This is a genomic window from Marisediminicola sp. LYQ134 (assembly GCF_046599635.1).
In the GTDB taxonomy this organism is placed as follows: Bacteria; Actinomycetota; Actinomycetes; order Actinomycetales; family Microbacteriaceae; genus Marisediminicola.
In genome coordinates this window covers 84,736-107,947 of the sequence record NZ_JBKIWP010000001.1, presented here as the reverse complement: position 1 = coordinate 107,947, position 23,212 = coordinate 84,736, and the positions used below count along the sequence as shown (strand labels likewise).

The window sequence follows — 23,212 nt, the reverse complement described above, 5'->3', positions numbered from 1 at the left end:
CGCCAGTCAGGAGAACACAATGTCGTCACTCATCACCCCCGGCCTCGTCTTACTCGACGTCGACCTCGGCACCGATCGCGCGGGAGTCATCCGCACGCTCGCCGAGAAGGTCGCCGAAAACGGTCGCGCGACCGACGCGTCCGCCCTGTTCGACGACGCGTGGGCGCGCGAGCAGAAAACCGACACGGGCATCCCCGGCGGTATCGCCATCCCCCACTGCCGCTCTACGGCGGTGACCGAAGCCACCCTCGTGATGGCACGACCCACCCCCGCGGTCGACTTCGGTGCGACGGATGCTCCCGCCGACCTCATCTTCTTCATCGCGGCGCCCGACGGGGCCGACCAGGTGCACCTGAAACTGCTCTCGAAGCTCGCGCGCTCGCTCATCAAACCCGAGTTCGTCGGCGCGTTGCGCGCGGCGGGCAGTCGCGAGGAGATCGTGTCACTCGTCGAGGGCGCGGTCGCGGATGAGCCGGCGCCGACAGAAGCCGCACCGGCCCCGGCCGCCGCCGATGCCCCGGCCGCGAACGCCGACCGCCCCGTGCTCGTCGCCGTCACCGCGTGCCCCACCGGAATCGCCCACACCTATATGGCTGCCGACTCGCTCGTCGCCGCCGCTGAGCGAGCGGGCGTCACCCTGCACGTCGAAACCCAGGGATCGTCGGGCGCCAAGCCCCTCGACCCCGCGATCATCGCGAGCGCTGCCGCGGTCATCTTCGCCGTCGACGTGGATGTCCGCGACAAGGGCCGATTCGCCGGCAAACCCGTGATCCAAGCCCCCGTGAAGCGCGGCATCGACGCGCCGGACGCCATGGTGTCCGAGGCGCTCGCGGCCGCGAACGACCCGAACGCGCCGAAGGTCGCCGCGGCGAGCGGCGCAGGGTCGACCGCATCCGCCGACACGTCATCGACGGGGGCGAAGGAGAGCTTCGGCGGCAAGCTCAAGAAGTGGCTTCTCACGGGAGTCAGCTACATGATCCCGTTCGTCGCCGGAGGCGGGCTGCTCATCGCCCTCGGTTTCCTGTTCGGAGGGTTCGAGATCGTCAACGACGGACTCAACACCCAGATCGTCCTCGGCAACAGCCTGCTCAACCTGCCGGACGCGACAGGCCGGTCGTGGTTCAACTTCGCCGACGGAACGAGCCTCGGCGCCTACCTCGGCGCCGTGTTCGTGACGATCGGGCAAGCGTCGATCGGGTTCCTCGTTCCCGCCCTCGCGGGATACATCGCCTACGCGATCGCCGACCGCCCCGGAATCGCGCCCGGCTTCACCGCCGGTGCCGTCGCGCTCATCATGAACGCGGGCTTCCTCGGCGGACTCGTCGGTGGACTCATCGCGGGTGGTATCGCCTTCGCGATCGGTCGCCTGAGCGTTCCCACATGGCTGCGCGGGCTCATGCCCGTCGTCATCATTCCGCTCGGCGCGTCGATCGCGGCATCCGGCCTCATGATCGTGCTGCTCGGCGGACCGATCGCGCTGCTCACGACGGGCCTCAACGACTTCCTCTCCGGTCTCGACGGGGCGTCGGCCATTCTGCTCGGTGTCATCCTCGGCACCATGATGGCGATCGACCTCGGTGGCCCCGTCAACAAGGTCGCCTACGCGTTCGCTGTCGCCGGCCTCGGTGCCGGTTCGTTCGACAACCAGGCGCCGTGGGCCATCATGGCCGCCGTCATGGCCGCAGGAATGGTGCCGCCGCTCGCCATGGCTCTCGCCTCGACCGTGCTCGCGCGTCGCCTGTTCACCCCGGTGGAGCGCGAGAACGGCAAGTCGGCGTGGTTGCTCGGTTCGGCGTTCATCTCGGAGGGAGCGATCCCGTTCGCCGCGGTCGACCCGCTGCGCGTCATCCCCGCGGGCATCGTCGGCGGAGCCCTCACGGGAGCCATCACGATGGCGGCGGGGGTCACCTCGCAAGCGCCGCACGGAGGCTTCTTCGTGTTCTTCGCGATCGGCAACTTCCTGATGTTCGCCGTCGCCGTCGCCGCGGGCACGATCGTCTCCGCCCTCATCGTCGTCGCCCTCAAGCGCTGGACGGTGCGCACACCGCGAGCGGACGACGCCGGCCGCGCGGCCGAGGCGCGCGACGCGGACGTCGTCACGCCGGTCAGCGCGTCCGCATGAGCCGGCCATAACCTGACCTGACCTGACCTGACCACGAGAGAAGGAGAACACCATGGCCGAACGCCACGCCACCATCGCGAGCAGTGTCGGGCTGCACGCCCGCCCCGCAGGACTCTTCATCGACGCCGTAAACAAGCAACCCGTGAGCGTGACGATCAGCAAAGACGGAAGCGCGCCGCTCAATGCGGCGAGCATCCTCTCGATCATGAGCCTCGGCGCGGCGCACGGCGACGTCGTGACCCTCGCGGCCGAGGGTGACGGAGCCGAAGCGGCGCTCGACGAGCTCGTGGCCCTGCTCGAGACCGACCTCGACGCCGAATAACGCCCCCCGAAGTACCTCGATTCCGCGAGCGTGCGTCAGATCCGACGTACGCTCGCGGAAACGGGATACAGGCGGCGTGGGGTTTGCGCGCTGTCGCGGGTGGCCTCAGGGTGCGGGCGGGGCCCCGTCGGAGGTCGGCCCGGGGCGGCCCGCGGCGCGCACCGCGGGGTGAGACCCGTCGGGGCTCGGCTGGCGAGCAGCCCCCTGGCTCTTCGCGGCGAGCGCGCCCTCGTAGAGGTCGCGTCGCCCGAGCCCCGTCGCCTCGGCGACCTCGACGGATGCCTGCCTGAGCTTGGTGCCCGCGGCCACGAGTGACAGCACCTCGGTGATCCCTGCCGCGAGATCCATCGCGGGTGCCACCGCGCCTTCGACGACGATGCAGATCTCACCCCGCACCCCGCTCGACGCCCACTCCCCGAGTTCGCCCGCCGTGCCGCGCTTGACCTCCTCGTAGAGTTTGGTCAGTTCGCGGCACACGGCGATGCGGCGGTCGTCTCCGAGCGCGAGTGCGATGTCGCGCACGGTGTCTCCGAGCCGGTGCGGTGACTCGAAGAACACCATCGTGCGGGGCTCCCGAGCGAGTCGCGCGAGGGCGGCGACGCGACCTTTGCGCGGCATGAAGCCTTCGAAGGTGAACCGATCGGTCGCGAGCCCCGAGAGCGCGAGGGCGGTGATGACGGCCGACGGTCCTGGCAGCGCCGTGACGGTGACTCCGGCAGCGGCGGCGGCCGCCACGAGGGGGAACCCGGGGTCGCTGATGGCGGGCATTCCGGCGTCGGTGAGCACGAGAACATCCGAGTCTCGGGCGAGCTCGACGAGTTCGACGGCTTTCTCGTGCTCGTTGTGTTCGTGCATGGCGATGAGCTGGGGGCGGTTCTCGACCCCGAGGGCGCGCATGAGGTGGATGGTCACGCGCGTGTCTTCCGACGCGATCACGTCGACACGGCCGAGCGCCTCGACGAGGCGGGTGGAGGCGTCGCCGAGGTTGCCGATGGGCGTCGCCGCGAGGATGATCACGCCCCATTGTCTCAGCCGGTCGGCCCGTGACCCGCGGCTACCATTGCCCGTGTGACCCGCGCCGCCCCCCAGCATCCCCCGGTGGTGGGCCCTCGCCCCGTGCCCGCAGCATCGCGGCGGTCGCTCTCTCGACTGCGTCCGGCGCTCCCGTGGCTCGGCCCCCTCGGCGTCGTCGTCCTCGCGGCCGTGCTGCGCCTCTGGAATCTCGGGTCGCCGCGCTCCCTCGTCTTCGACGAGACCTACTACGTGAAAGACGCCTTCTCTCTTCTGCAGTTCGGCTACGAGGGCCAGTGGGGCGAGTCGGCAGGGGGCGAGGGGGCGGATGCCGCGTTCGCGACCGGTGACACCTCGTCGCTGTCGAGCGACGCGGCGTTCATCGCGCACCCTCCCCTCGGCAAATGGATCATCGCCCTCGGTGTGCGGGTGTTCGCGGTCGACGATCCGTTCGGGTGGCGGGTGAGCACGGCCGTCGTCGGTGTGCTCGCGGTCGCCCTCGTGTGTGTGCTCGCGTTCGCGCTCTTCCGCTCGGTCGCGCTCGCGACCCTCGCGGGCGGGCTTCTCGCGATCGACGGTCTCGCGATCGTGATGTCGCGCACGGCCCTGCTCGACAACTCGCTCATGCTCGTGACTCTCGCGGGGTTCGGAGCCGTGCTCCTCGATCGACGGCAGAGCGCGCGACGCCTCGACGCGTGGGTCGCGAGTCGGGTCGATCGCGGGCTCCGCATCGATTGGGGTCCGTCGCTGTGGTGGCGACCGTGGCTCGTCGCAGCGGGGGTGCTGTTCGGTCTCGCGACGGCGGTCAAGTGGAGCGGGCTCTACTTTCTCGCCGTCTTCGCGGTCTACACTCTCGTCGTCGATGCCGTGGCGCGGCGCCGGGCGGGCGTGGCGTTCTGGGCGAGCTCGGTGGTGTTCCGCCAGGCCCCGGTCAGTTTCGTGCTCACGGTGCCCACGGCCGCGGTCGCCTACGTCTCGACCTGGGCGGGGTGGCTGCTCTCGTCAGACGCCTACGGGCGCGGCTGGGCCGACGACGAGGATGCCCTCGGCGGCGCGGCGAGCGACCGACCGTTCGCGTGGCTCCCGAACGCCCTCGAGAGTCTGTGGCGCTACCACGTCTCGATGTACAACACGAACGTGGGCCTCGAGACTCCGCACAGCTACGAGGCCAACCCGCTCACGTGGTTCCTGCTCGTGCGCCCGACGGCGTTCTTCTACGCGGGCTCGAGCGAGGGCGAGGGCGGATGCGCGGCGCCGACGTGTTCGGAGTACATCACGTCGATCGCGAACCCCGTGCTGTGGTGGCTGCTCATTGTGGCTCTCGGATACCTCGTCTACCGCCTCGCGCGCTACCGCGAGTGGCGCGTCGGCCTCATCCTCACGGGTGTCGCCGCCGGGTATCTCCCGTGGTTGCTCTACCTCGACCGCACCGTGTTCCAGTTCTACACGATCGTGTTCCTCCCCTATCTCGTGCTCGGGGCGACTCTCGTCGTGAAGCTCCTCGTCGACGGAGCGCGCGACGCGAGCGGGCGCATCCGGTGGTCTTCCCCGCCTCTCGTCGCACTGGGGGTCGCGCTGCTGCTCGTCGTCGCGACGAGCGTGTTCTTCTGGTCGGCGTGGTCGGGCATCTCGGTGTCCGGCACCTACCAGCGGTGGCACTACTGGTTGCCCACCTGGCGCTGAGAACGTCGTCGTCCTTCTCCGCCAGCGAACGGATCGAGAGACCGGGGAGTGACCGGGAGAGACCGGGTTCGCTACGCGCCGGCCGTCGCCCGCACGCGGAACCACAGGCTGAGCTCCCGCACGGCGCGCATGGTCGAGTCGAGGTCGGTGGGATCGTCGAGATCGTGGAAGGTGCTGCGGAACCCCGGGGGCGCTTCGCCCGCCGGCTCGCTCACGCGCGCGTGCCCCATCGTCCATTCGGCGAAGTGACGCTCGGTGAGCGCTTCTTCGAAGAGCACCCGCATTCCGCGGTGACGCGAGTCTTCGCCGATCGTTGCGAGGAGGCTGCGAACGGCGTCACGCGGACCCTCGAGCACTTGAAGAAACCGGCCGCCGCGATACAGGAGCATGCCCGTGATTCCGGACTCGGCGTTGTTGCGTCGACTCTGGCGCAGGAGCCCGCCCAGCTGCTCCTCGTCGAACTCGTGGTCGCCGAAGCTCGTGTAGACGACGGACAGGAGCTCGGGTGCGCCTTCGGGGAGCGCGTCGACGGCGGTCATGCCGTCTCGCCCGCTCGACCTCGGCCCGCTGGCTCGAGCTGCTCGAGCGCACGCATTGCGGTGTCGAGTTCGGCGAAGTGACCGACACCGCGCGAGAACGGGTCGCTCACGAGGTACCGGCCGTCGTCTTGCCTGTCGATGTAGCCGAGGAAGTTGCCGTCGACGCTACCGACGTAGAAGTCGTCTTCTACCTGTGCCCAGACGACATCGGCGTCGTCGCGCACCTCGTTGAGCGTGGTGTCTGTGGTCATTCTCTCTGTCTCCAACGGCCCCCGGTTGCTGGGGCCTCGCCAAGACTAGGTGACCGCCTCGGGAGAAGCTGGGTGCCTGGACATCGGGCGAGTGGGCGTGTAACGCGGCGTCACCCGAGCTCCGCGTTCGCGGCGCTCGGGTAGCGTGAGCGGATGGCTGACGCGACACCCGACTCACCCGCGAACACCGCGAACACCGCGACCTCCGACCACGAGTGGGGTTTCCGCACCCGGGCGATCCACGCGGGCAACATCCCCGACGCCGTCACGGGCAGCCGCGCACTCCCGATCTACCAGTCGTCGGCGTTCGTCTTCGACGACACCGCGGATGCCGCGGCCCGCTTCGCCCTGCAGAAGTACGGCAACGTCTACAGCCGTCTGAGCAACCCGACGGTCGCGTCGTTCGAGGAACGGGTCGCGAGTCTCGAGGGCGCGCTCGGCGCCGTGGCGACGGCATCCGGTCTCTCGGCGCAGTTCATCACGTTCGCCTCTCTCGCGGGGGCGGGCGATCACATCGTCGCGTCGGCGAACCTCTACGGCGGGTCGATCACGCAGCTCGACGTCACCCTGCGCCGCTTCGGCGTCGAGACGACGTTCGTGCAGAGCTCCGACCCCGCCGACTACGCCGCGGCCATCACCGATCGCACCAAGCTCGTCTACGCCGAGACGGTCGCGAACCCCTCGGGCGAGGTCGCCGACATCGCCGGGCTCGCGGATGTCGCGCACGCCCACGATCTGCCCCTCATCATCGATTCGACGATCGCGACGCCCTATCTCAACCGGCCCATCGAGTGGGGAGCCGACGTCGTCGTGCACTCGGCCACGAAGTTCCTCGGGGGCCACGGCACGACCCTCGGCGGTGTCGTCGTCGAGAGCGGGCGCTTCCCGTGGGCCAACGAGCACTTCCCCCTCTTCGATCAGCCCGTGCCGAGCTACGGCGGTCTCAACTGGAGCGGCAACTTCGGCGAGTACGCCTTCCTCACCCGGTTGCGCGCCGAGCAGTTGCGCGACATCGGGCCGGCCCTCGCGCCGCACTCGGCGTTCCTGCTCGCGCAGGGTGTCGAAACCCTTCCGTTCCGGATGCAGGCCCACGTCGACAACGCGCGGGCCGTCGCCGAGTGGCTCGACGCCGACGACCGCATCGAGGCCGTGTTCTGGGCCGGGCTCCCCGACCACCCGCACCACGATCGGGCACGCAAGTATCTGCCGAAGGGACCGGGTTCGGTCTTCAGCTTCGTGGTCCGCGCCACCGCGACCCAGGGGGGCCGCGAGGTGGGTCAGTCGTTCATCGAGTCGGTCGACCTCGCGAGCCACCTCGCCAACATCGGCGACGCGAAGACCCTCGTGATCCACCCCGCCTCGACGACCCACGCCCAGCTCAACGAGCAGCAGCTCGTCGACGCGGGTGTGCTCCCGGGAGTCGTGCGCATCAGTGTCGGAATCGAAGACCCCGACGACATCATCTACGACCTCGACCAGGCGCTCACCACGGCGACGAAGGGCCGCTCATGAGTTTCGACACCGGCGGAACAGCCCCGGGCATCCCCACGACGCCGCCCGCTGCCGCCCCGCGAGACACAGCCGAGGACTCGATCGACGAGAGCCAGCCGACGGATGCCGCGCCCGCCACGAATCCGAACGCCACCGTGCAGACGCAGCTCGCCAACGGGCTCACATGCGCGCTCCCGGCGAGCAGTCCCCTCGCCAAACTGCTCGCGTCGCAGCGCACGTGGGTGGGGCCGACCGCGAAACAGCGTCTCGGCATCCTCCGCCGTGCGAAGTCGATCGCGATCGTGGGCGCCTCGCCCAACCCCGCCCGCTCGAGTTACTTCGTGGGCACCTATCTGCTGCAGTCGAGCGACTACCGCGTCTACTTCATCAACCCGATGGCCGACACCGTGCTGGGCCACAAGGCCTACCCTGATCTGGCGTCGCTCCCCGAGGTGCCCGACATCGTCGACGTGTTCCGCAAGGCGAGCGACATCCCCTCGGTCATCGACGATGCGATCGCGGTCGGCGCGACGACCGTGTGGGTGCAGCTCGGCATCTGGAACCAGGAGGCGGCCGAGTACGGCGAGTCGAAGGGGCTCACGGTCGTCATGGACCGCTGCATCAAGGTCGAGCACGCCCGGTTCCACGGCGGACTGCATCTGCTCGGTTTCGACACGGGAGTGATCTCGGCGCGCAAGGTCGTGCGCTGAGCCGAGGCGCACTCCTGATCGACGCTCACATCTGCACAAACGTGCAGGCCGTTCGGCGCGGTGGGGGTCCGAGCGCTGGGTAGTGTCGATCGGGGCGCCCGGCGGGCGGCCCGAATCCCCCTCTTCACCACTCTGAGGTCTGTCACCGTGGACACGCTCGAGCGTCTCCCCGCGCAGCCGCTATCGAACGGAACGACCGTGAACCGCGCTCTCCTCACGAGAAACAGCTTCTGGCTGGCTCTCTCGCTCATCTTCTGCCTCATCTCCGGAATCGGTGCGTCACTCGTTCAGACGTCGGGCGGGTCGACCGAGGTCACCGAGCTCCGTCTCGAGACGTCGACGGGTCAAGCTCTCAGCGCTCTGCTCTTCGTGCCCGAGACGGCGACCGCCGACACCCCCGCACCCGGGATCGTCGTGAGCCACGGGTGGTGGAACAACAAGGAGATGCAGGACGCCAACTTCGTCGAACTCTCCCGGCGCGGTTTCGTCGTCATGTCGATCGACATGTACGGCCACGGCGACTCCGACCCGCTCACCTTCGGGCAGGAGCCCGTCGACGGCACAGGCATGTACAGCGCCGTCGAAGCACTCGCCGCCCTGCCATACGTCGACACCGAGCGCATCGGCGTCGAGGGCCACTCGAACGGCGCTCGCGCCGCGAACTTCTCGATGCCCATCGACAACGAGCGTGACGAACCCCTCATCTCCTCGGTCCTCCTCGTCGACAACGACGGGGTCTACCGCGACGAGACGGCGGACGGCGCCTACTTCAACCTCTACGGCGCGCGCGACGTCGGCATCGTCGCCGACCAGTACGACGAGTTCTTCTTCCGCAGCTACGACGCCGACGGCAACGCCGTGACCGCCCCGCGCGACTACATCACGACCGACAACGCCCAATCGTTCCTCGCGTTCGGCGCCGACCCGGCGGAGCTCGACGAGGAGCGTGTGGCATCGCAGTTCTACACCGACGACGTCGACGGCACCGAGGCGTTGCGCATCGTCTACACCCCGGCCGAGACCCATCCGTGGGGGCCGTTCTCGAAGACCACCACGGGGAGCGTCATAGAGTTCTTCGAGGAGTCGCTCGGCGCCCCCGCTCCCCTCGCCTCCGACGCCCAGGTCTGGCAGGTGAAGGCGTTCTTCAACGCCCTCGGACTCGTCGGCTTCGGCATCTTCCTCGTCGCCTTCACCCGGGCGATGCTCACGACTCGTGCCTTCGCCTCCCTCGCCGGCACCCCCGCGCCGCGCGCCGTCGCGAACCGCGGTCTCGGTCTCGTCTGGTTCTGGGGTGGCCTCGCCGTCTCGGCCGTGATCTCCGCGACGAGCTGGATCCTGCTGAGCCAGAACACCGCGGTCTCGGCTCTCGCCTTCAACACCGTGCCCTCGATCTTCACTCAGGGCGCAGTCACCTTCGTCGCCTTCTGGGCGCTCGTCAACGGTCTCGCCGCGATCGTCATCATGGGCCTCTCCTTCGTGCTCTTCGGTCGACGTCACGGCCTCGATCTGCGCGCGACTGGCGTGCTGCCGGGGTGGCGCAAGGGCCTCCTCGGCACGCTCCTCGGGGTGATCACGGTCGTCGCGGCGTTCGGTCTCGTCTTCGTCGTCGACTACCTCTTCACGACCGACTTCCGCCTCTGGGTTCTCGCGGTCAAGGCGTTCACGCCAGACAAGATCGGCATCGCGCTGCTCTACCTGCCTTTCTTCCTGCTGTTCTACGTCGCGAGCTCGGTGGCCGTGAACTCGTTCAACAGGTCGACGATCGCGGGGCGCGAGTGGCTCAACACGGCTGTCGTCGCCCTCGCGACAGCACTCGGTGCACTCGTGCTCGTCATCGCGCAGTACACGACGTTCGCCGCGACCGGCGAGCTCATCCCCGGCTTCGGCGGCATCTTCAGCATCTGGCTCATCCCGATCATCGTGATCCTCGCGGCGAGCGTCGTGATCACCCGCAAGATCTACCGCGCGACGGGAAACCCCTACATCGGTGGCGTCATCAACGCGGGAGTCGCGACGGTCATCTCCGTGACCAACACGCTCACGTTCACCTGATGCGGCCGGGGAGTCTCTCGTGCGCCAGCCGCACGAGGGACTCCCCGCCCGCTGGGGCGATCAGTCGTTCTCGCGCACGTCGTTGCGCTCGCCCGCGCTGTCGATCGAGCGGATCGCGTCATCGGCGACCACGTCGTTGTCTGATCCCTCGATCATGACGGTCCCGATGCTCCCATCGACCTCGACACTGTTGCGTTCGCCTCGCACCGTGACCTCGCCGAGGTCGCCGTCGACATCCACCTCGTTGTCCTGGCCCTCGATCTCGATCGACCCGACCGTCTCCGCGTCGACCTGGGTCCGCGCGCCGCGTATGACGAGCGTCTCGATGCTCTCGGCGTCGACCTCGATGTCTTCGCCCTGAACGGTCACCGTGCCGCACACACCCTCGAGTTCGAACTCCCGACCCTCGCCGGTCAGATCGATCGATTCTCCGTCGCACCGGATGTCGTCGCCGTCACGCTCGGGGTCCGACCCTCGGTCATCGTCTCGACTCGACCCACGATCCGGGCGGTCCCGGTCGTCCACGGGCGTGAGCGAGGAGGGGAGCGTGACGCACGCGGAGAGGAGGAGGGCCGTCGAGGCGGCGACGACAGCGCCGGCGAACGTTCTGCGGGTTCTCATCCCCTCACCGTACGCCGAGAGCGTTACGGTTCTTTGCAGATTCCCGACCACTGTCGGTGGCCTCTTGCTACCGTGTGCTCGTGACGACCGGACCCCTTCTCATCTCGCCTCTGGTGTCGACGCAGTGGCTCGCCGACCACCTCGGAGCCGACAAATTCGTCATCATCGATGCGACGGTGTCGTGGTCGACGGGCGTGCTCGGAGAGTTCGGCGGTCTCGTCACCGGCCACGAGCGCTACGTGCTCGAGGGGCACATCCCCGGCGCCATCTTCGCCGACCTCATCGACGGCCTCTCCGACCCTGACGGCGCGGCCCCGTTCGCCAAGCCGTCGCAAGAGAGATTCGAGGATGCCGTCGGCCACCTCGGTATCGACAACGAGACGACCGTCATCGTCTACGACACCTCGTCTGGTGAGTGGGCGTCACGCCTCTGGTGGTTGTTCCGCTCGTGGGGTTACGACTCCGTGGCCGTTCTCGACGGCGGATTCGTGCGCTGGGTCGCCGAGGATCGCGCCGTCGAGCTCGGTCACGTGAGCCCCCTCACGGCCGACTTCGCAGCGTTCGAGCGACCGAGACTGTGGGCCGACCGCGCGGAGGTCGAGAGCATCGTCGCGGGCGACACCGACACGAGACTCGTGAGCGCCCTCCCGACGACGCCGTGGCGCGGTCGAGCGCCGATCGGGGCGAGCTCCCCGAGCACCTCCTCGAGCATCCCCGCGAGCGCGACGATCCCGGTGTCGCACCTCGTCGATCCCTCGACGAACGAGTTCGTCGAGGAGGCGGCCCTGCGCGAACTGTTCGACGACGTCGTCGGGCATCGCGTCGTGACCTTCTGCCACAGCGGCATCGACGCCGCGGCCGATGCGCTCGCCCTGACCCTCATCGGCCAGGAGGATGTCGCGGTGTACGACGGCTCGCTCCTCGACTGGGACAGGGAGCACGCGCTCACCTCGCGCTGACGGCCTCTTCGGCGCGTGAGCGGGGCGCCCCAGGGTGCTCGCGACCCGCGCGGGTAGCATCGGCAGCATGTCACGCGCCCGGATCCTCCTCATCCTCGGCGCCACGGTGCCCGCCCTCCTCGCCGGCGCGATCGGCCTCACCCACCCGATGCGGCTCACCCCCGACACCGCGGGGTACTGGCGCGACATGCACATCGTGCTGCTCTTCGTCTTCCCACTCATGGGGCTCGCGCCGTGGCTCGTCGCGCGTGCGGTCGATCGTCGACTCGGCTGGCTCGGCGCGTTCTTCGGCTACGGCTTCGCCACCCTCTACACGGCACTCGACGTGCTCGCGGGAATCGGTGGGGGTGCCCTCGTCGCCGCGGGCGAACCCGACGCGACGTCGCCGATCTTCCGCATCGCCAACCTGCTCGCGACGGCGGGAGTGTGGTCACTCGTGGCCGGCACCCTCGTCGCGGGGGTCGCCGCGTTCATCCGCTCCCGGCTCGCGAGCATCCCGGGCACGCTGCTTGCGGTCGTCGGCGCCTACCTCATCGCCGAAGGACACGTGTTCTTTCCGCTCGGAACCGTCGCGATGCTCCTGCTCGCGGGCGGATACGCGATCCTCGCGGTCGTCGTCTCACGGCCCCGCGCGATAGTCGGTCAGCCCGCAGACGCGAGCTCGTGAGCGAAGGCGTCCGCCGCGGTCACAGGTAGGCGACACACGAACTCCCGGCACACGTACGCCGTCGCGAGACCGCCCTGGCTCGTCCTCCCGGCGAAGAGCTCGAATCCCGCATCGGCGAACGCCCGTGCCGAGCTCTCGCTCACGATGGCGACGACGGCACCCGCCCTGTCGACCGATCGGGCCACGCCGACGACGGAGGAACCGTCATCCGCTCCCGTGACGACGACGATCTGGGGGCCGCGAGCGGCGATCGCGAGCATCGCACCGAGCGCGGCGCCGAACGACACCGGCCGCGGGGTCGCGAGCGGAGCGACGAGCGCCATGGCCCGTTCGGCCGCGACCGCGTATGCCGCCTCGCCCGTGAGCGAGTGCAGGGTGAGCGCCGTGCGAGCGAGCGAACTCACCCCCGAGGGGTACGCCCCCTCCGAAGGGTCGGTGTCGAGCGAGAGCCCTTGCGACGCGAGAACCGGGTCGCCGCCGCCCGGGACCGCGAACGGCACCTCGGTGTCGCCCGCCGCCGCCATCGCCCCGTCGACGAGTTCGCGCGCGGCGAGAGCCCAGCGGTGGTCGCCGGAGGCGAGCCCGAGCCTGAGCAGTCCCGCCGCGAACATCCCGTAATCCTCGAGGGTCGCGCGCGCCGCCGACACCGACTGACCGATGGATGCGCGCACGAGGGTGCCGTCGTCGAGTCGATGCCGTGAGAGCACGTGCTCCGCGGCGTCGCGAGCGAGGTCGATCCAGTCGGATCTGTCGTGGCGGAACCCCGCGTCGGCGAGCGCCTCGATCGCGAGGCCGTTCCACCCCGTGAGCACCTTCTCGTCGAGGGCGGGCGGGCGCTCGCGCGATCGCTCGACCGCGCCGAGCCGGTAGTAGCCGCCCTCGGTGCGCTCACCGTCGACGGTGCTCTCACTGTCTTGCGCCGACGCGAACGCCCCGCTCTCGAGTCGCATGACCGAGCCGAGAAACTGCGCGATGCCCTCCGCGACCTCGAGGTGCTCGCTCGAGCGCGCGTAGCACCCGAGAAGCAGAGCGTTGTCGTAGAGCATGCGCTCGTAGTGCGGTTCGCTCCAGTCGCGGCGCGTGGAGTAGCGGAAGAAGCCGCCCTCGACCGCGTCGCGCAACGGCGACGACGCCATCGCTCCCAGGGTGCGACGCGCGAGCTCGCCGGCGTCGCGCGGTGTGCGCCCCTCGGTCGACGTGGACGGGAGAGACCCCGCGTCGAGGAGCAGACCGAGCACGGGCACGACCGGAAACTTCGGTGCCGTGCCGAAGCCGCCGAACTCCGTGTCTTCGAACCCGACGAGCTCGCGTACGACCCCGTCGAACGCCTCGAGCGTCGGCAGGTCGCCCCGCGCGAGGGTCGCGCTTCCGGCGATCGCTCGCGCGACCGTGTCGGCGTTCGACTCGACCTCGTCGCGGCGGTCGCGCCAGGCATCCGCGACAGCGTCGAGCACAGTGCGGAACGGCGGATGCCCCTGCACCGGTTGCGGGGGAAAGTACGTGCCCGCGAAGAACGCCTTACCCGCCGGGGTGACGAAGACGTTGAGTGGCCACCCGAGCTGACCCGTGAAGGCGCCCGCCGCCGCGAGGTAGCTCGAGTCGACCTCGGGGTGCTCCTCACGATCGACCTTGATCGACACGAAGTCCCGGTTCATCTGCTCGGCGATCACGGGATCGCTGAAACTCTCGCGCGCCATCACGTGACACCAGTGGCACGTGGAGTATCCGATCGAGACGAGCACCGGAACGTCGCGTTCGGCGGCCTCGGCGAACGCCTCGGGCCCCCACTCCCGCCAGTCCACGGGGTTGTCGGCGTGCGACCTCAGGTAGGGACTGACGGCATCGATCAGGCGATTCGGCATGCTTCCAGCGTAGGCTCGCAGTGTGCCTACGACAGCCATAACCTTCATCGGTGGACCCACCGCGCTTCTCGAATACGCGGGCCTGCGCTTCGTCACCGACCCGACGTTCGACACCCCCACGACCTACGCCGAACCGGGAACGACCACCCTCGTGAAGACCGCGGGGCCCGGAGTGACGCGAGCCGGACTCGGCACCGTCGACGTCGTGCTGCTCTCGCACCACGCGCACAAGGACAACCTCGATTGGGAGGGTCTCGAGCTGCTCGCGCAGGGCCCGCTCACGCTCAGCACCAACTCGGCGGCGAGCGACCTGTGGGGCGGAACCGTGCGCGGCTTCGACGACTGGGAGAGCATCGACGTCGACGGCGTGACCGTGACCGTCGTTCCCGCGCTCCACGGCCCGCCCGGCTCGGAATCGCGCACCGGGGAGGTCGTCGGCTTCGTGCTCGAGGCACCGGGAGAGCCGACCGTCTACGTGAGCGGCGACAACGCGTCGCTCGGCCTCGTCGAGCAGATCGCCGAGAGGTTTCCCGCCATCGACATCGCGGTCCTCTCGGCGGGGGCCGCGCGCGTGCCGGGCATCGACGCGCCGCTCACCCTCACGGCGGAGCAGGCGCGCGCGGCCGCCGACGTGCTCTCGGCGACGCGCGTCGTGGTCGTGCACACCGAAGACTGGGAGCACTTCAGCGAGACGCGCGACGACGTGGTTGCGGCGTTCACCGACTCGAGCGCGCTCGTGCCGACACCCCGCGGCGAACGCGTCGAGCTGTAGCAACGCGTCGAGCTGAAGCAACGCGTCGAGCTGAAGCAACAGGGCAGACCACCGCGGGGCCGCGAGATCAGTTGATCTCGAGCGGGTCACCGCCTACACGCTCGCCACGCTCGAGGGCCGTGATGGCCCGCATCTCGTCGTCGCTCAGCTCGAAGTCGAAGACGTCGAAGTTCTCGGCGATGCGCGCGCGCGAGTTCGACTTCGGAAACACGACGTGACCCTGCTGGAGGTGCCAGCGCAGCACGACCTGCGCCGAGGTGCGCTCGTGGGCCGCCGCCGCCGCCGTGATCTCGTCGAGTTCGAGGAGGGGGTATTTGCCCTGCCCGAGCGGACCCCACGCTTCGGTGACGATGCCGTGATCGTGACCGTAGGCGGTTTCGGCGCGGCGCTGGTGGTACGGGTGCAGCTCGATCTGGTTCACGGCGGGCACGATGTCGCACTCGCGCTCGAGTCGCTCGAGGTGCTCGACGAGAAAGTTGCTTACGCCGATCGACCGCGTGCGACCTCCCTCGCGGATCGTCTCGAGCGCGCGCCAGCTCTCGACGTAGAGGTCACGCTGCGGGGTCGGCCAGTGGATGAGGTAGAGGTCGACGTGGTCGAGGCCGAGCTTCTCGAGGCTCGCGTCGAACGCCGCGGGCGCGGTCTCGGATCCCTGGTCGGCGTTCCACAGCTTCGTCGTGACGAACAGTTCGTCGCGAGCGATTCCGGATGCCGCGATCGCGCGACCGACACCCTCCTCGTTTCCGTAGATCGCCGCGGTGTCGATGTGTCGGTAGCCGACCTCGAGAGCGTCGGAGACGATGCGTTCCGTCTCGCCGGGGTCGACCTTGAACACCCCGAATCCGAGCTGCGGGATGAGATGGGAGTCGTTGAGGGTGAGGCGGGGAACAGTCATACGCCCATGCTGTCACGCGCGATCGTCGGGTGAGCCCTACGGAACCGAGAGCTCCGCCTCGTCGAGACCCGCCTTGCGGTAGTGCCTGTTGCGCACGCTGAGGATCGCCGACCCGATGATCGCGGAGATGAACGAGCCCACGAGCACCCCGATCTTGGTGTCGTCGTCGTACTCGGAGCCCTGGCCGAACGCGAGCTCCCCGACGAGGAGCGAGACGGTGAAGCCGATTCCCGCGATGAAGGTCATCCCCACGAGGTCGATCCATCTGAATGACGGATCCAGGTCGATGCCCTTGATCCGCGTGATGAGCCACGAGCCGGCGAGGATACCGATGAACTTGCCCGCGATGAGTCCGACGATGACGCCGATCGCGATGCTCGTCTGCAGAGCGGTCGCGAGACCGGACAGCCCGCCGACCGCGACCCCCGCCGAGAAGAAGGCGAAGATCGGCACGGCGAGGCCGGCCGAGAGGGGGCTCCAGCGTTCGGCGAAGTGCTCGGCGAGACCGTGATAGCGCGGCTGGCCGTCGGGGCCGACACCGGCATCCACTCGGGCTCTCGGCGTCGCGAGAACCGGAACCGCGAACCCGAGCAGCACCCCGGCGACCGTCGCGTGCACTCCCGAGGCGTGGATGAGCGTCCAGGTGGCGAATGCGAGAGGCAGCAGGAGCCACCACGACCGCACGCCTCGCTGCACGAGCACCGTGAAGATCGCGAGCGGGATGAGGGCGAGTCCGAGCATGAGGAAATCGAGCTCGTCGGTGTAGAACACGGCGATGATCGTGATCGCGATGAGGTCGTCGACGATCGCGAGGGTCAACAGGAACGTGCGCAGCGCCGGGGGGAGGAACCGCCCGACGACCGCGATCACCGCGACCGCGAATGCGATGTCGGTCGCCGTCGGAATCGCCCACCCGCGCAGCGCATCGGCACCGTCGTCGAGGTTGATGAGGGTGAAGATCACGGCGGGAACGATGACACCGCCGACGGCACCCGCGATCGGCACCGCCGCGGCGCGCGGGTTGCGCAGTTTGCCCGCTACGAACTCCTCCTTGAGCTCGAGCCCCACGACGAAGAAGAAGATGGCGAGGAGACCGTCGGCAGCCCACGCCCCGACACTCAGATCGAGACGCCACTCGGGGATGCCGAAGGTGAAGTCGCGCACGGCGAAATACCCGTCGGCGATCGGGGCGTTCGCGAGAACGAGCGCGATGATCGTCGCACCGAGCAGAAGGGCGCCGCCGATCGCATCCTGACTGAGCACGCGCGCGAGGCGATACCAGGTGCTCGTCTTCTGCTGGCCGGACGGCCTCGGGTCGGTTTCAGTCGCCATGGGAGCTCTCGCAATCGCGGTCATCAACTCGAGGGGTGTGCGGCACCACCGCGAGATCGGCCGCCGGACCATCGTAGGCGACCCGGCGACGTACGATGGAATGCTCATGACCGACACCTCCGCCGCGCCGCCGCTCGAGATCAGCTACCCCGAAGAGCTGCCGGTCAGCAGGATGCGCGACGAGATCGCCGACATCGTGCGTGACAACCAGGTCGTGATCGTCGCGGGCGAGACCGGGTCGGGCAAGACCACGCAACTGCCGAAGATCCTGCTCGAACTCGGCCGCACGAGCATCGGACACACGCAACCCCGACGCATCGCGGCACGCACGATCGCCGAGCGCATCGCCGAGGAGCTCGGCACCGAACTCGGCGGCGTCGTGGGCTACCAGGTGCGGTTCACCGATCGCGTCGGCAAAGACACGCGCATCAAGCTCATGACCGACGGGATCCTGCTCAACGAGATCCACCGAGACCGGCTGCTCAAGAAATATGACGCGATCATCATCGACGAGGCCCACGAGCGCAGTCTCACGATCGACTTCCTCCTCGGCTATCTCAAGCAGCTCCTCCCCCGCAGGCCCGACCTCAAAGTCGTCATCACCTCGGCGACGATCGACCCGGAGAGCTTCGCGAAGCACTTCGCGGATGCCGCGGGCAACCCCGCGCCGATCGTCGAGGTGTCGGGCCGGACCTTCCCCGTCGAGGTGAGGTATCGCCCACTCGTCGCCGAGATCGCCGAGACCGACGATCTCGACGACCGCCCGGCCCCGAGCATCGACCCCATCGACGGCATCAACCAGGCCCTCGACGAGCTCTCGCGGGAGTCGTCGGGAGACGTGCTCGTGTTCCTGAGCGGGGAGAACGAGATCCGCGACGCCGAGGAGGCGATCGCGGGGCGCTCCCTCCCCTTCACCGAAGTGCTTCCCCTCTACGGTCGACTGAGCGCGGCCGACCAGCACCGCGTGTTCCGCCCGTCGACGACCGCCGGAACGCGCCGTCGCATCGTTCTCGCGACGAACGTCGCCGAGACGAGCCTCACCGTGCCCGGCATCCGCTACGTGATCGACGCGGGAACCGCGCGCATCTCGCGGTACAGCGTGCGGGCCAAAGTGCAGCGACTGCCGATCGAGGCGATCTCGCAGGCATCCGCCAACCAGCGGTCCGGGCGCTCGGGTCGCACGAGCGACGGCATCGCGATCCGGCTCTACTCCGAGGAGGACTTCGCGTCACGCCCCGAGTTCACCGAGCCCGAGATCCTGCGCACCAACCTCGCGGCGGTCATCCTGCAGATGATCTCGCTCGGGCTCGGAGACATCGCGGCGTTCCCCTTCTTGCAGCCGCCGGACTCCCGCGGCATCAAAGACGGCCTCGACCTGCTCACCGAGCTCGGCGCCGTGACCGCCGCGAAGGGAACGGACGAGCGCCGCATCACAGCGATCGGCAAGCAGCTCGCCCAGTTGCCCATCGACCCGCGACTGGGCCGCATGGTCATCGAGTCGAAGCAGCACGGCACGACACGCGAGGTCATGGCGATCGTCGCGGCGCTGAGCATCCAGGATCCGCGCGAGCGCCCACTCGAGAAGCGCACGCAGGCCGACCAGCAGCACGCGCGCTTCGTCGACCCGACGAGCGACTTCCTCGGCTTCGTCAACCTGTGGAACCACCTGCGCGAGAAGGAGGCCGAGCTCAGTAGCAGCGCCTTCCGGCGCCTGTGCAAAGCCGAATACCTCAACTACCTGCGCGTGCGCGAGTGGAGCGACGTCTACCGCCAGCTGCAGAGGATGGCGAAGCCCCTCGGCCTCACGATCGGCGAGCCGCACGTCGACCCCGTCGGCATCCACAAGTCGCTTCTCGCGGGGCTCCTGAGCCAGATCGGAATCAAAGACCGCCAGAAGAAGGACTACGTCGGCGCGCGCCAGGTGCGTTTTCTCGTTTTTCCGGGGTCGGCCCTCGCCAAGAAGCAGCCCGACGCGGTGATGAGCGCCGAGCTCGTGGAGACCAGCAGGCTCTTCGCGCGCGTCAACGCCGCGATCGACCCGGCCTGGGCCGAACCCCTCGCGAAAGACCTCGTCAAGCGCAGCTACAGCGAGCCGCGCTGGGAGAAGAAGCAGGGGGCCGTCGTCGCGTGGGAGAAGGTGACCCTCTACGGCGTGCCGATCGTCGAGAAACGACGCACCCAGTTCTGGCGCATCGACCCCTCGTATGCGCGCGACCTCTTCATCCGCAACGCTCTCGTCGAGGGCGACTGGGACATCGACCGCATCGACAAGCGCCTGTCGCAGTTCGATCGCGACAACCGGGTGCTGCGGAAAGAGCTGGCCGAGCTCGAGGAGCGCACGCGGCGCCGCGACATCCTCGTCGACGACGAAACCATCTTCGAGTTCTACCACCGCAGGATTCCCGCCGACATCTACTCGACCCGCGCGTTCGAGTCGTGGTGGCGCACAGCGCGCGCCGAGACGCCCGACCTCCTGACGATGACCGCCGAGAACCTCCTCGACGCCGAAGAGTCCGACGCGGGCATCGACGAGACGCGCTTTCCGAGCGAGTGGCGCCAGGGCGACCAGTCGCTCGGGCTGAGCTACCGGTTCGAGCCCGGAGCCGACGACGACGGCGTCACCGTGAGGGTTCCGCTCGCTCTCGTCGCGCGGCTCTCACCCGCCGGTTTCGACTGGCAGGTGCCGGGGCTGCGCGAAGAACTCGTCACGGCGCTCATCAAAAGCCTGCCGAAAGCGATCCGCCGCAACGTGGTTCCCGCGGCCGACTGGGCCAAGCGCCTACTCGAGAACGCGCACGGGCTCGAGACCGACGAGCTCGAAGAGACGAGCATCGTGGGCTACCTCGCCGAGATGATCCAGCGCAAGACCCACACCCCGGTGGATGTCGACGACTTCGAGCTCGAGAGAGTGCCCGCGCACTTGCGCGTGACGTTCTCCGTCGTCGACGACCGTGGCAGGGTCGTCGCGAGCTCGAAAGACCTCGAATCGCTGCAGCACAAGCTCAAGTCGCGGGCTCGCGACTCGGTCGCTCGCGTCGTCGCGGCCACCCCGCACGCGCTCGAGCGCCGCGGTCTCACATCGTGGGACTTCGAGGAGCTGCCGAAGGTCGTCGACACCCGCCAGGGGGGAACGGTCGTGCGGGGCTACCCCGCGCTCAGCGACGACGGTGCGAGCGTGTCGATCAGGATCATGAGCACACCGGCCGACCAGAGTGCGGCGATGGTGGGCGGCATCCGTCGGCTGCTGCTCCTCGCGATCCCGTCACCCCTCTCGTGGGTGCGCGACCACCTGAGCCAGAACGAGAAGCTCTTGCTCGCGACGAGCCCGTATCAGAACGTCAACGCGCTCTTCGACGACTGCTTGCTCGCGGTGGTCGACGCCGCGCTCCGGGAGCGCACCCCCGACGGACTGTTCTGGACCCGCGGAGAGTTCGACGCGGCGCGCACCGCCATCTCGGCCGGGCTCATCGACGCCCTCTACGAGACGGTGACGGTCGTGACGTCGGTGCTCGCGGCAGCGCGAGACGTCGAGCGCTCGATCAAGGCGACGACGAGCATGGCGCTGCTGCCCGTGCTCGCCGACGTTCGCACCCAGGTGGCCGGGTTGCTGTTCCCCGGTTTCGTGTCGGCGACGGGCGTCGAGCAGTTGCGCCACCTCCCCCGATATCTGCGCGCCATCGTCGCGCGGTTCGAGAGGCTGCCGACCGCGGTCGCGCAAGACCGCGTCGCACAGAACGAGGTGCACGCGGCGATCGGCCGGTTCGAGAACGCGGGAGGGCGCATCCCGCTGCCCGCCGACGCCGAGGCACGACTCACGCGCGTGCGGTGGCTGCTCGAAGAACTGCGGGTGAGCCTCTTCGCGCAGCAGCTGCGCACCGCGGAGCCCGTGTCGATGCAGCGCATCGTCAAGGCGCTCGCGGAGCGCTGACGCTCGCCGCGTACACTCGCGGCATGAACAGCGCTGTCATCGTCGACGCCGTGCGCACCCCGTCGGGCCGGGGCAAACCCGGGGGCACCCTCGCCCACTGGCACCCCGTCGACCTCCTCGCGACCACCCTCCGCGCACTCATCGATCGCACCGGAATCGACCCGGCCCTCATCGACGACGTCATCGGCGGGTGCCTCGCCCAGATCGGGTCGCAATCCGTCAACGTCACGCGCAACGCCGTGCTCGCCGCGGGGTTTCCGGAGTCGGTGCCGGGAACGACGATCGACCGGCAGTGCGGGTCGAGCCAGCAAGCGGCGACCTTCGCGGCTCAGGGGGTGATGGCGGGGTCGTACGACGTCGTCATCGCGTGCGGTGTCGAGCTCATGAGCGCGCATCCGATCGGGTCGGCGACCCTCGGAGACGACCCCTACGGGTCGGCCGTCGCCGCGCGATACCCCGAAGGCCTCGTCGGCCAGGGCGTCTCGGCCGAACTCGTCGCCGCGCGATGGAACCTCTCGCGACGCGACCTCGACGAGTTCGCCGCGCGATCGCACCGGCTCGCGGCATCCGCCGACTTCTCTCGGGAGACGATCCCGATCGACGGGCTCACGACCGACGAGACAGTGCGCCCCGGCACGACCGTCGAGGCTCTCGCGAGTCTGTCGCCGGCCTTCGTCGACGACGCGCTCGGCCGCCGCTTCCCCGAGATCGACTGGCGCATCACGGCGGGCAACTCCTCGCCGCTCACCGATGGGGCGTCTGCCGTGCTCATCATGAGCGAAGAACGCGCGGCGCTCCTCGGCCTCACCCCCCGAGCCCGGTTCCGCGGGTTCGCCGTCACGGGTTCCGACCCCGTCGAGATGCTCACGGGCATCATGCCGGCCACACGGCGCGTGCTCTCTCGCACGGGCCTCGGGCTCGACGACATCGACGTCGCCGAGGTCAACGAGGCGTTCGCGAGCGTGCCGCTCGCGTGGCAGCGCGAGTTCGACGCCGACCCCGAGCGCATCAACCCGAAGGGCGGCGCGATCGCCCTCGGGCACGCCCTCGGCTCCTCGGGCACGCGACTGCTCACGACACTGCTCGGCGCCCTCGAGGAGCGAGACGGCACCTTCGGGCTGCAGACGATGTGCGAGGGCGGCGGCATGGCCAACGCGACCGTGATCGAGAGGCTCTGATGGATGTCGCGGGGTCGGTCGCGCTCGTCACCGGCGGCGCCTCGGGGCTCGGGTTCGCCACCGCGCTCGCGCTGCGCGACTCCGGCGCGCGCGTCGTCATCGCCGACCTGGCCTCGTCGAACGGTGCGGACCTCGCGCGCGAGCACGGTCTGACCTGGGCTCCCGCCGATGTCGCCGACGAAGCGGCGGTGCGCGACGCCGTCGCGATCGCCGCGGCGCTCGGCGACCTCCGGCTCGTGGTCAACTGCGCGGGTATCGCGTCGCCGGGGCGGGTGGTCGGGCGCGACGGCCCGCATTCGCTCGAGGCGTTCGAACGAGTCGTCCGCGTCAACCTCGTCGGCACATTCAATGTCATCCGCCTCGCCGGAGCGGCGATGATCGAGGTCGCGATCGCGGGTGAGGAGCGCGGTGTGATCGTGTCGACGGCGTCGGTCGCCGCCTTCGACGGGCAGATCGGTCAGGCGTCGTACTCCGCATCCAAGGCCGGTGTCGCGGCCATGACGCTGCCGATGGCCCGCGAGTTCGCGGCGCACCGCATCCGCGTCATGACGATCGCTCCCGGGCTCTTCGAGACACCCATGCTCGCGGCCCTGCCGCAGAACGTCCGTGACTCGCTCGCCGCCCAGGTGCCTCACCCCGCGAGGCTCGGTGACCCCGCCGAGTTCGCTGCCCTCGTGCTCCACATCGCCGCGAACCCCCTGCTCAACGGCGAGACGATCCGTCTCGACGGCGCGGTGCGGATGGGGCCGAGGTAGCGCATCGCACTGCCCCCTGGCCGCAGACTGCAGGAGATCGCGGCATCCGGGGCACAGAATCT

19 protein-coding genes are annotated in these 23,212 nt (G+C 69.2%); 12 read left to right on the top strand and 7 right to left on the bottom strand.

The features are described 5' to 3' along the window. Window positions 1-19: 19 nt before the first annotated feature. Both ACLHIH_RS00485 and ACLHIH_RS00480 read left to right on the top strand, forming a co-directional pair. Window positions 20-2,122 carry a fructose-specific PTS transporter subunit EIIC gene (locus ACLHIH_RS00485; protein ID WP_411314764.1) on the top strand — a complete coding sequence of 701 codons (2,103 nt, stop codon included), beginning with the start codon at window positions 20-22 and terminating at the stop codon, window positions 2,120-2,122. A gap of 52 nt (window positions 2,123-2,174) precedes the next feature. Then, window positions 2,175-2,444 (top strand): HPr family phosphocarrier protein, encoded by a 270-nt coding sequence (locus tag ACLHIH_RS00480; protein WP_411314763.1) that lies wholly within the window; start codon window positions 2,175-2,177, stop codon window positions 2,442-2,444. A 105-nt stretch (window positions 2,445-2,549) separates the two neighbouring features. On the opposite strand, the gene rsmI is transcribed toward ACLHIH_RS00480, so the two are convergent. Then, the gene (rsmI, locus tag ACLHIH_RS00475) at window positions 2,550-3,461 is read right to left on the bottom strand and encodes a 16S rRNA (cytidine(1402)-2'-O)-methyltransferase (protein ID WP_411314762.1); all 912 of its coding nucleotides are present in this window, start codon (window positions 3,459-3,461) and stop codon (window positions 2,550-2,552) included. 51 nt (window positions 3,462-3,512) lie between these two features. On the opposite strand from rsmI, the gene ACLHIH_RS00470 reads away from it, so the two are divergent. Then, complete coding sequence (locus tag ACLHIH_RS00470) at window positions 3,513-5,138, top strand: dolichyl-phosphate-mannose--protein mannosyltransferase (protein ID WP_411314761.1); 1,626 nt, start codon at window positions 3,513-3,515, stop codon at window positions 5,136-5,138. 71 nt (window positions 5,139-5,209) lie between these two features. Here the strand turns inward: ACLHIH_RS00470 and ACLHIH_RS00465 are convergent, their stop codons facing one another. Both ACLHIH_RS00465 and ACLHIH_RS00460 read right to left on the bottom strand, forming a co-directional pair. Further along, entirely contained in the window at window positions 5,210-5,677 is a 468-nt protein-coding gene (locus tag ACLHIH_RS00465) for a BLUF domain-containing protein (RefSeq protein ID WP_411314760.1), read from the bottom strand. Next, window positions 5,674-5,928, bottom strand: a complete 255-nt coding sequence (locus tag ACLHIH_RS00460; protein WP_411314759.1) for a hypothetical protein — start codon at window positions 5,926-5,928, stop codon at window positions 5,674-5,676. The genes ACLHIH_RS00465 and ACLHIH_RS00460 overlap by 4 nt, the downstream gene beginning before the upstream one ends. A 153-nt stretch (window positions 5,929-6,081) precedes the next feature. Here ACLHIH_RS00460 and ACLHIH_RS00455 point away from each other — a divergent pair, with 153 nt between their 5' ends. From ACLHIH_RS00455 to ACLHIH_RS00445, 3 genes are all read left to right on the top strand, one after another. Beyond that, window positions 6,082-7,440: an O-acetylhomoserine aminocarboxypropyltransferase/cysteine synthase family protein gene (locus tag ACLHIH_RS00455; protein WP_411314758.1), complete on the top strand. Its 1,359-nt coding sequence runs from the start codon at window positions 6,082-6,084 to the stop codon at window positions 7,438-7,440. Between the two features lie 134 nt (window positions 7,441-7,574). Beyond that, window positions 7,575-8,129 carry a CoA-binding protein gene (locus tag ACLHIH_RS00450; protein WP_411316269.1) on the top strand — a complete coding sequence of 185 codons (555 nt, stop codon included), beginning with the start codon at window positions 7,575-7,577 and terminating at the stop codon, window positions 8,127-8,129. Window positions 8,130-8,327: 198 nt separating this feature from the next. Continuing rightward, complete coding sequence (locus tag ACLHIH_RS00445) at window positions 8,328-10,181, top strand: alpha/beta hydrolase family protein (RefSeq protein WP_411314757.1); 1,854 nt, start codon at window positions 8,328-8,330, stop codon at window positions 10,179-10,181. A 60-nt stretch (window positions 10,182-10,241) separates the two neighbouring features. Here the strand turns inward: ACLHIH_RS00445 and ACLHIH_RS00440 are convergent, their stop codons facing one another. Then, window positions 10,242-10,802: a DUF3060 domain-containing protein gene (locus tag ACLHIH_RS00440; protein WP_411314756.1), complete on the bottom strand. Its 561-nt coding sequence runs from the start codon at window positions 10,800-10,802 to the stop codon at window positions 10,242-10,244. 80 nt (window positions 10,803-10,882) lie between these two features. On the opposite strand from ACLHIH_RS00440, the gene ACLHIH_RS00435 reads away from it, so the two are divergent. Next, window positions 10,883-11,761 carry a sulfurtransferase gene (locus ACLHIH_RS00435; protein ID WP_411314755.1) on the top strand — a complete coding sequence of 293 codons (879 nt, stop codon included), beginning with the start codon at window positions 10,883-10,885 and terminating at the stop codon, window positions 11,759-11,761. Window positions 11,762-11,828: 67 nt separating this feature from the next. After that, window positions 11,829-12,428 carry a hypothetical protein gene (locus ACLHIH_RS00430; protein ID WP_411314754.1) on the top strand — a complete coding sequence of 200 codons (600 nt, stop codon included), beginning with the start codon at window positions 11,829-11,831 and terminating at the stop codon, window positions 12,426-12,428. Here ACLHIH_RS00430 and ACLHIH_RS00425 read toward each other — a convergent pair. Further along, on the bottom strand, window positions 12,404-14,290 hold the full coding sequence (locus ACLHIH_RS00425) for a thioredoxin domain-containing protein (protein WP_411314753.1): 1,887 nt from the start codon (window positions 14,288-14,290) through the stop codon (window positions 12,404-12,406). The two genes, ACLHIH_RS00430 and ACLHIH_RS00425, sit on opposite strands and share 25 nt — an antisense overlap. A 22-nt stretch (window positions 14,291-14,312) precedes the next feature. On the opposite strand from ACLHIH_RS00425, the gene ACLHIH_RS00420 reads away from it, so the two are divergent. Then, window positions 14,313-15,062, top strand: coding sequence for an MBL fold metallo-hydrolase (locus ACLHIH_RS00420; protein WP_411314752.1), 750 nt, complete (start codon window positions 14,313-14,315; stop codon window positions 15,060-15,062). A 67-nt stretch (window positions 15,063-15,129) separates the two neighbouring features. Here ACLHIH_RS00420 and ACLHIH_RS00415 read toward each other — a convergent pair whose 3' ends face one another. Beyond that, entirely contained in the window at window positions 15,130-15,957 is an 828-nt protein-coding gene (locus ACLHIH_RS00415; protein WP_411314751.1) for an aldo/keto reductase, read from the bottom strand. A gap of 36 nt (window positions 15,958-15,993) precedes the next feature. Continuing rightward, complete coding sequence (gene nhaA / locus ACLHIH_RS00410; RefSeq protein WP_411314750.1) at window positions 15,994-17,289, bottom strand: Na+/H+ antiporter NhaA; 1,296 nt, start codon at window positions 17,287-17,289, stop codon at window positions 15,994-15,996. A 106-nt stretch (window positions 17,290-17,395) separates the two neighbouring features. Between nhaA and hrpA the strand changes: the two genes are divergently transcribed. From hrpA to ACLHIH_RS00395, 3 genes are read left to right on the top strand one after another with little or no spacing between them, the layout of a single operon-like run. Beyond that, window positions 17,396-21,217: an ATP-dependent RNA helicase HrpA gene (gene hrpA, locus ACLHIH_RS00405; protein WP_411314749.1), complete on the top strand. Its 3,822-nt coding sequence runs from the start codon at window positions 17,396-17,398 to the stop codon at window positions 21,215-21,217. A gap of 23 nt (window positions 21,218-21,240) precedes the next feature. Then, window positions 21,241-22,395 (top strand): thiolase family protein, encoded by a 1,155-nt coding sequence (locus ACLHIH_RS00400; RefSeq protein WP_411314748.1) that lies wholly within the window; start codon window positions 21,241-21,243, stop codon window positions 22,393-22,395. Further along, complete coding sequence (locus ACLHIH_RS00395) at window positions 22,395-23,150, top strand: SDR family NAD(P)-dependent oxidoreductase (RefSeq protein WP_411314747.1); 756 nt, start codon at window positions 22,395-22,397, stop codon at window positions 23,148-23,150. Before ACLHIH_RS00400 ends, ACLHIH_RS00395 begins: the two co-directional genes overlap by 1 nt. Window positions 23,151-23,212 lie beyond the last annotated feature (62 nt).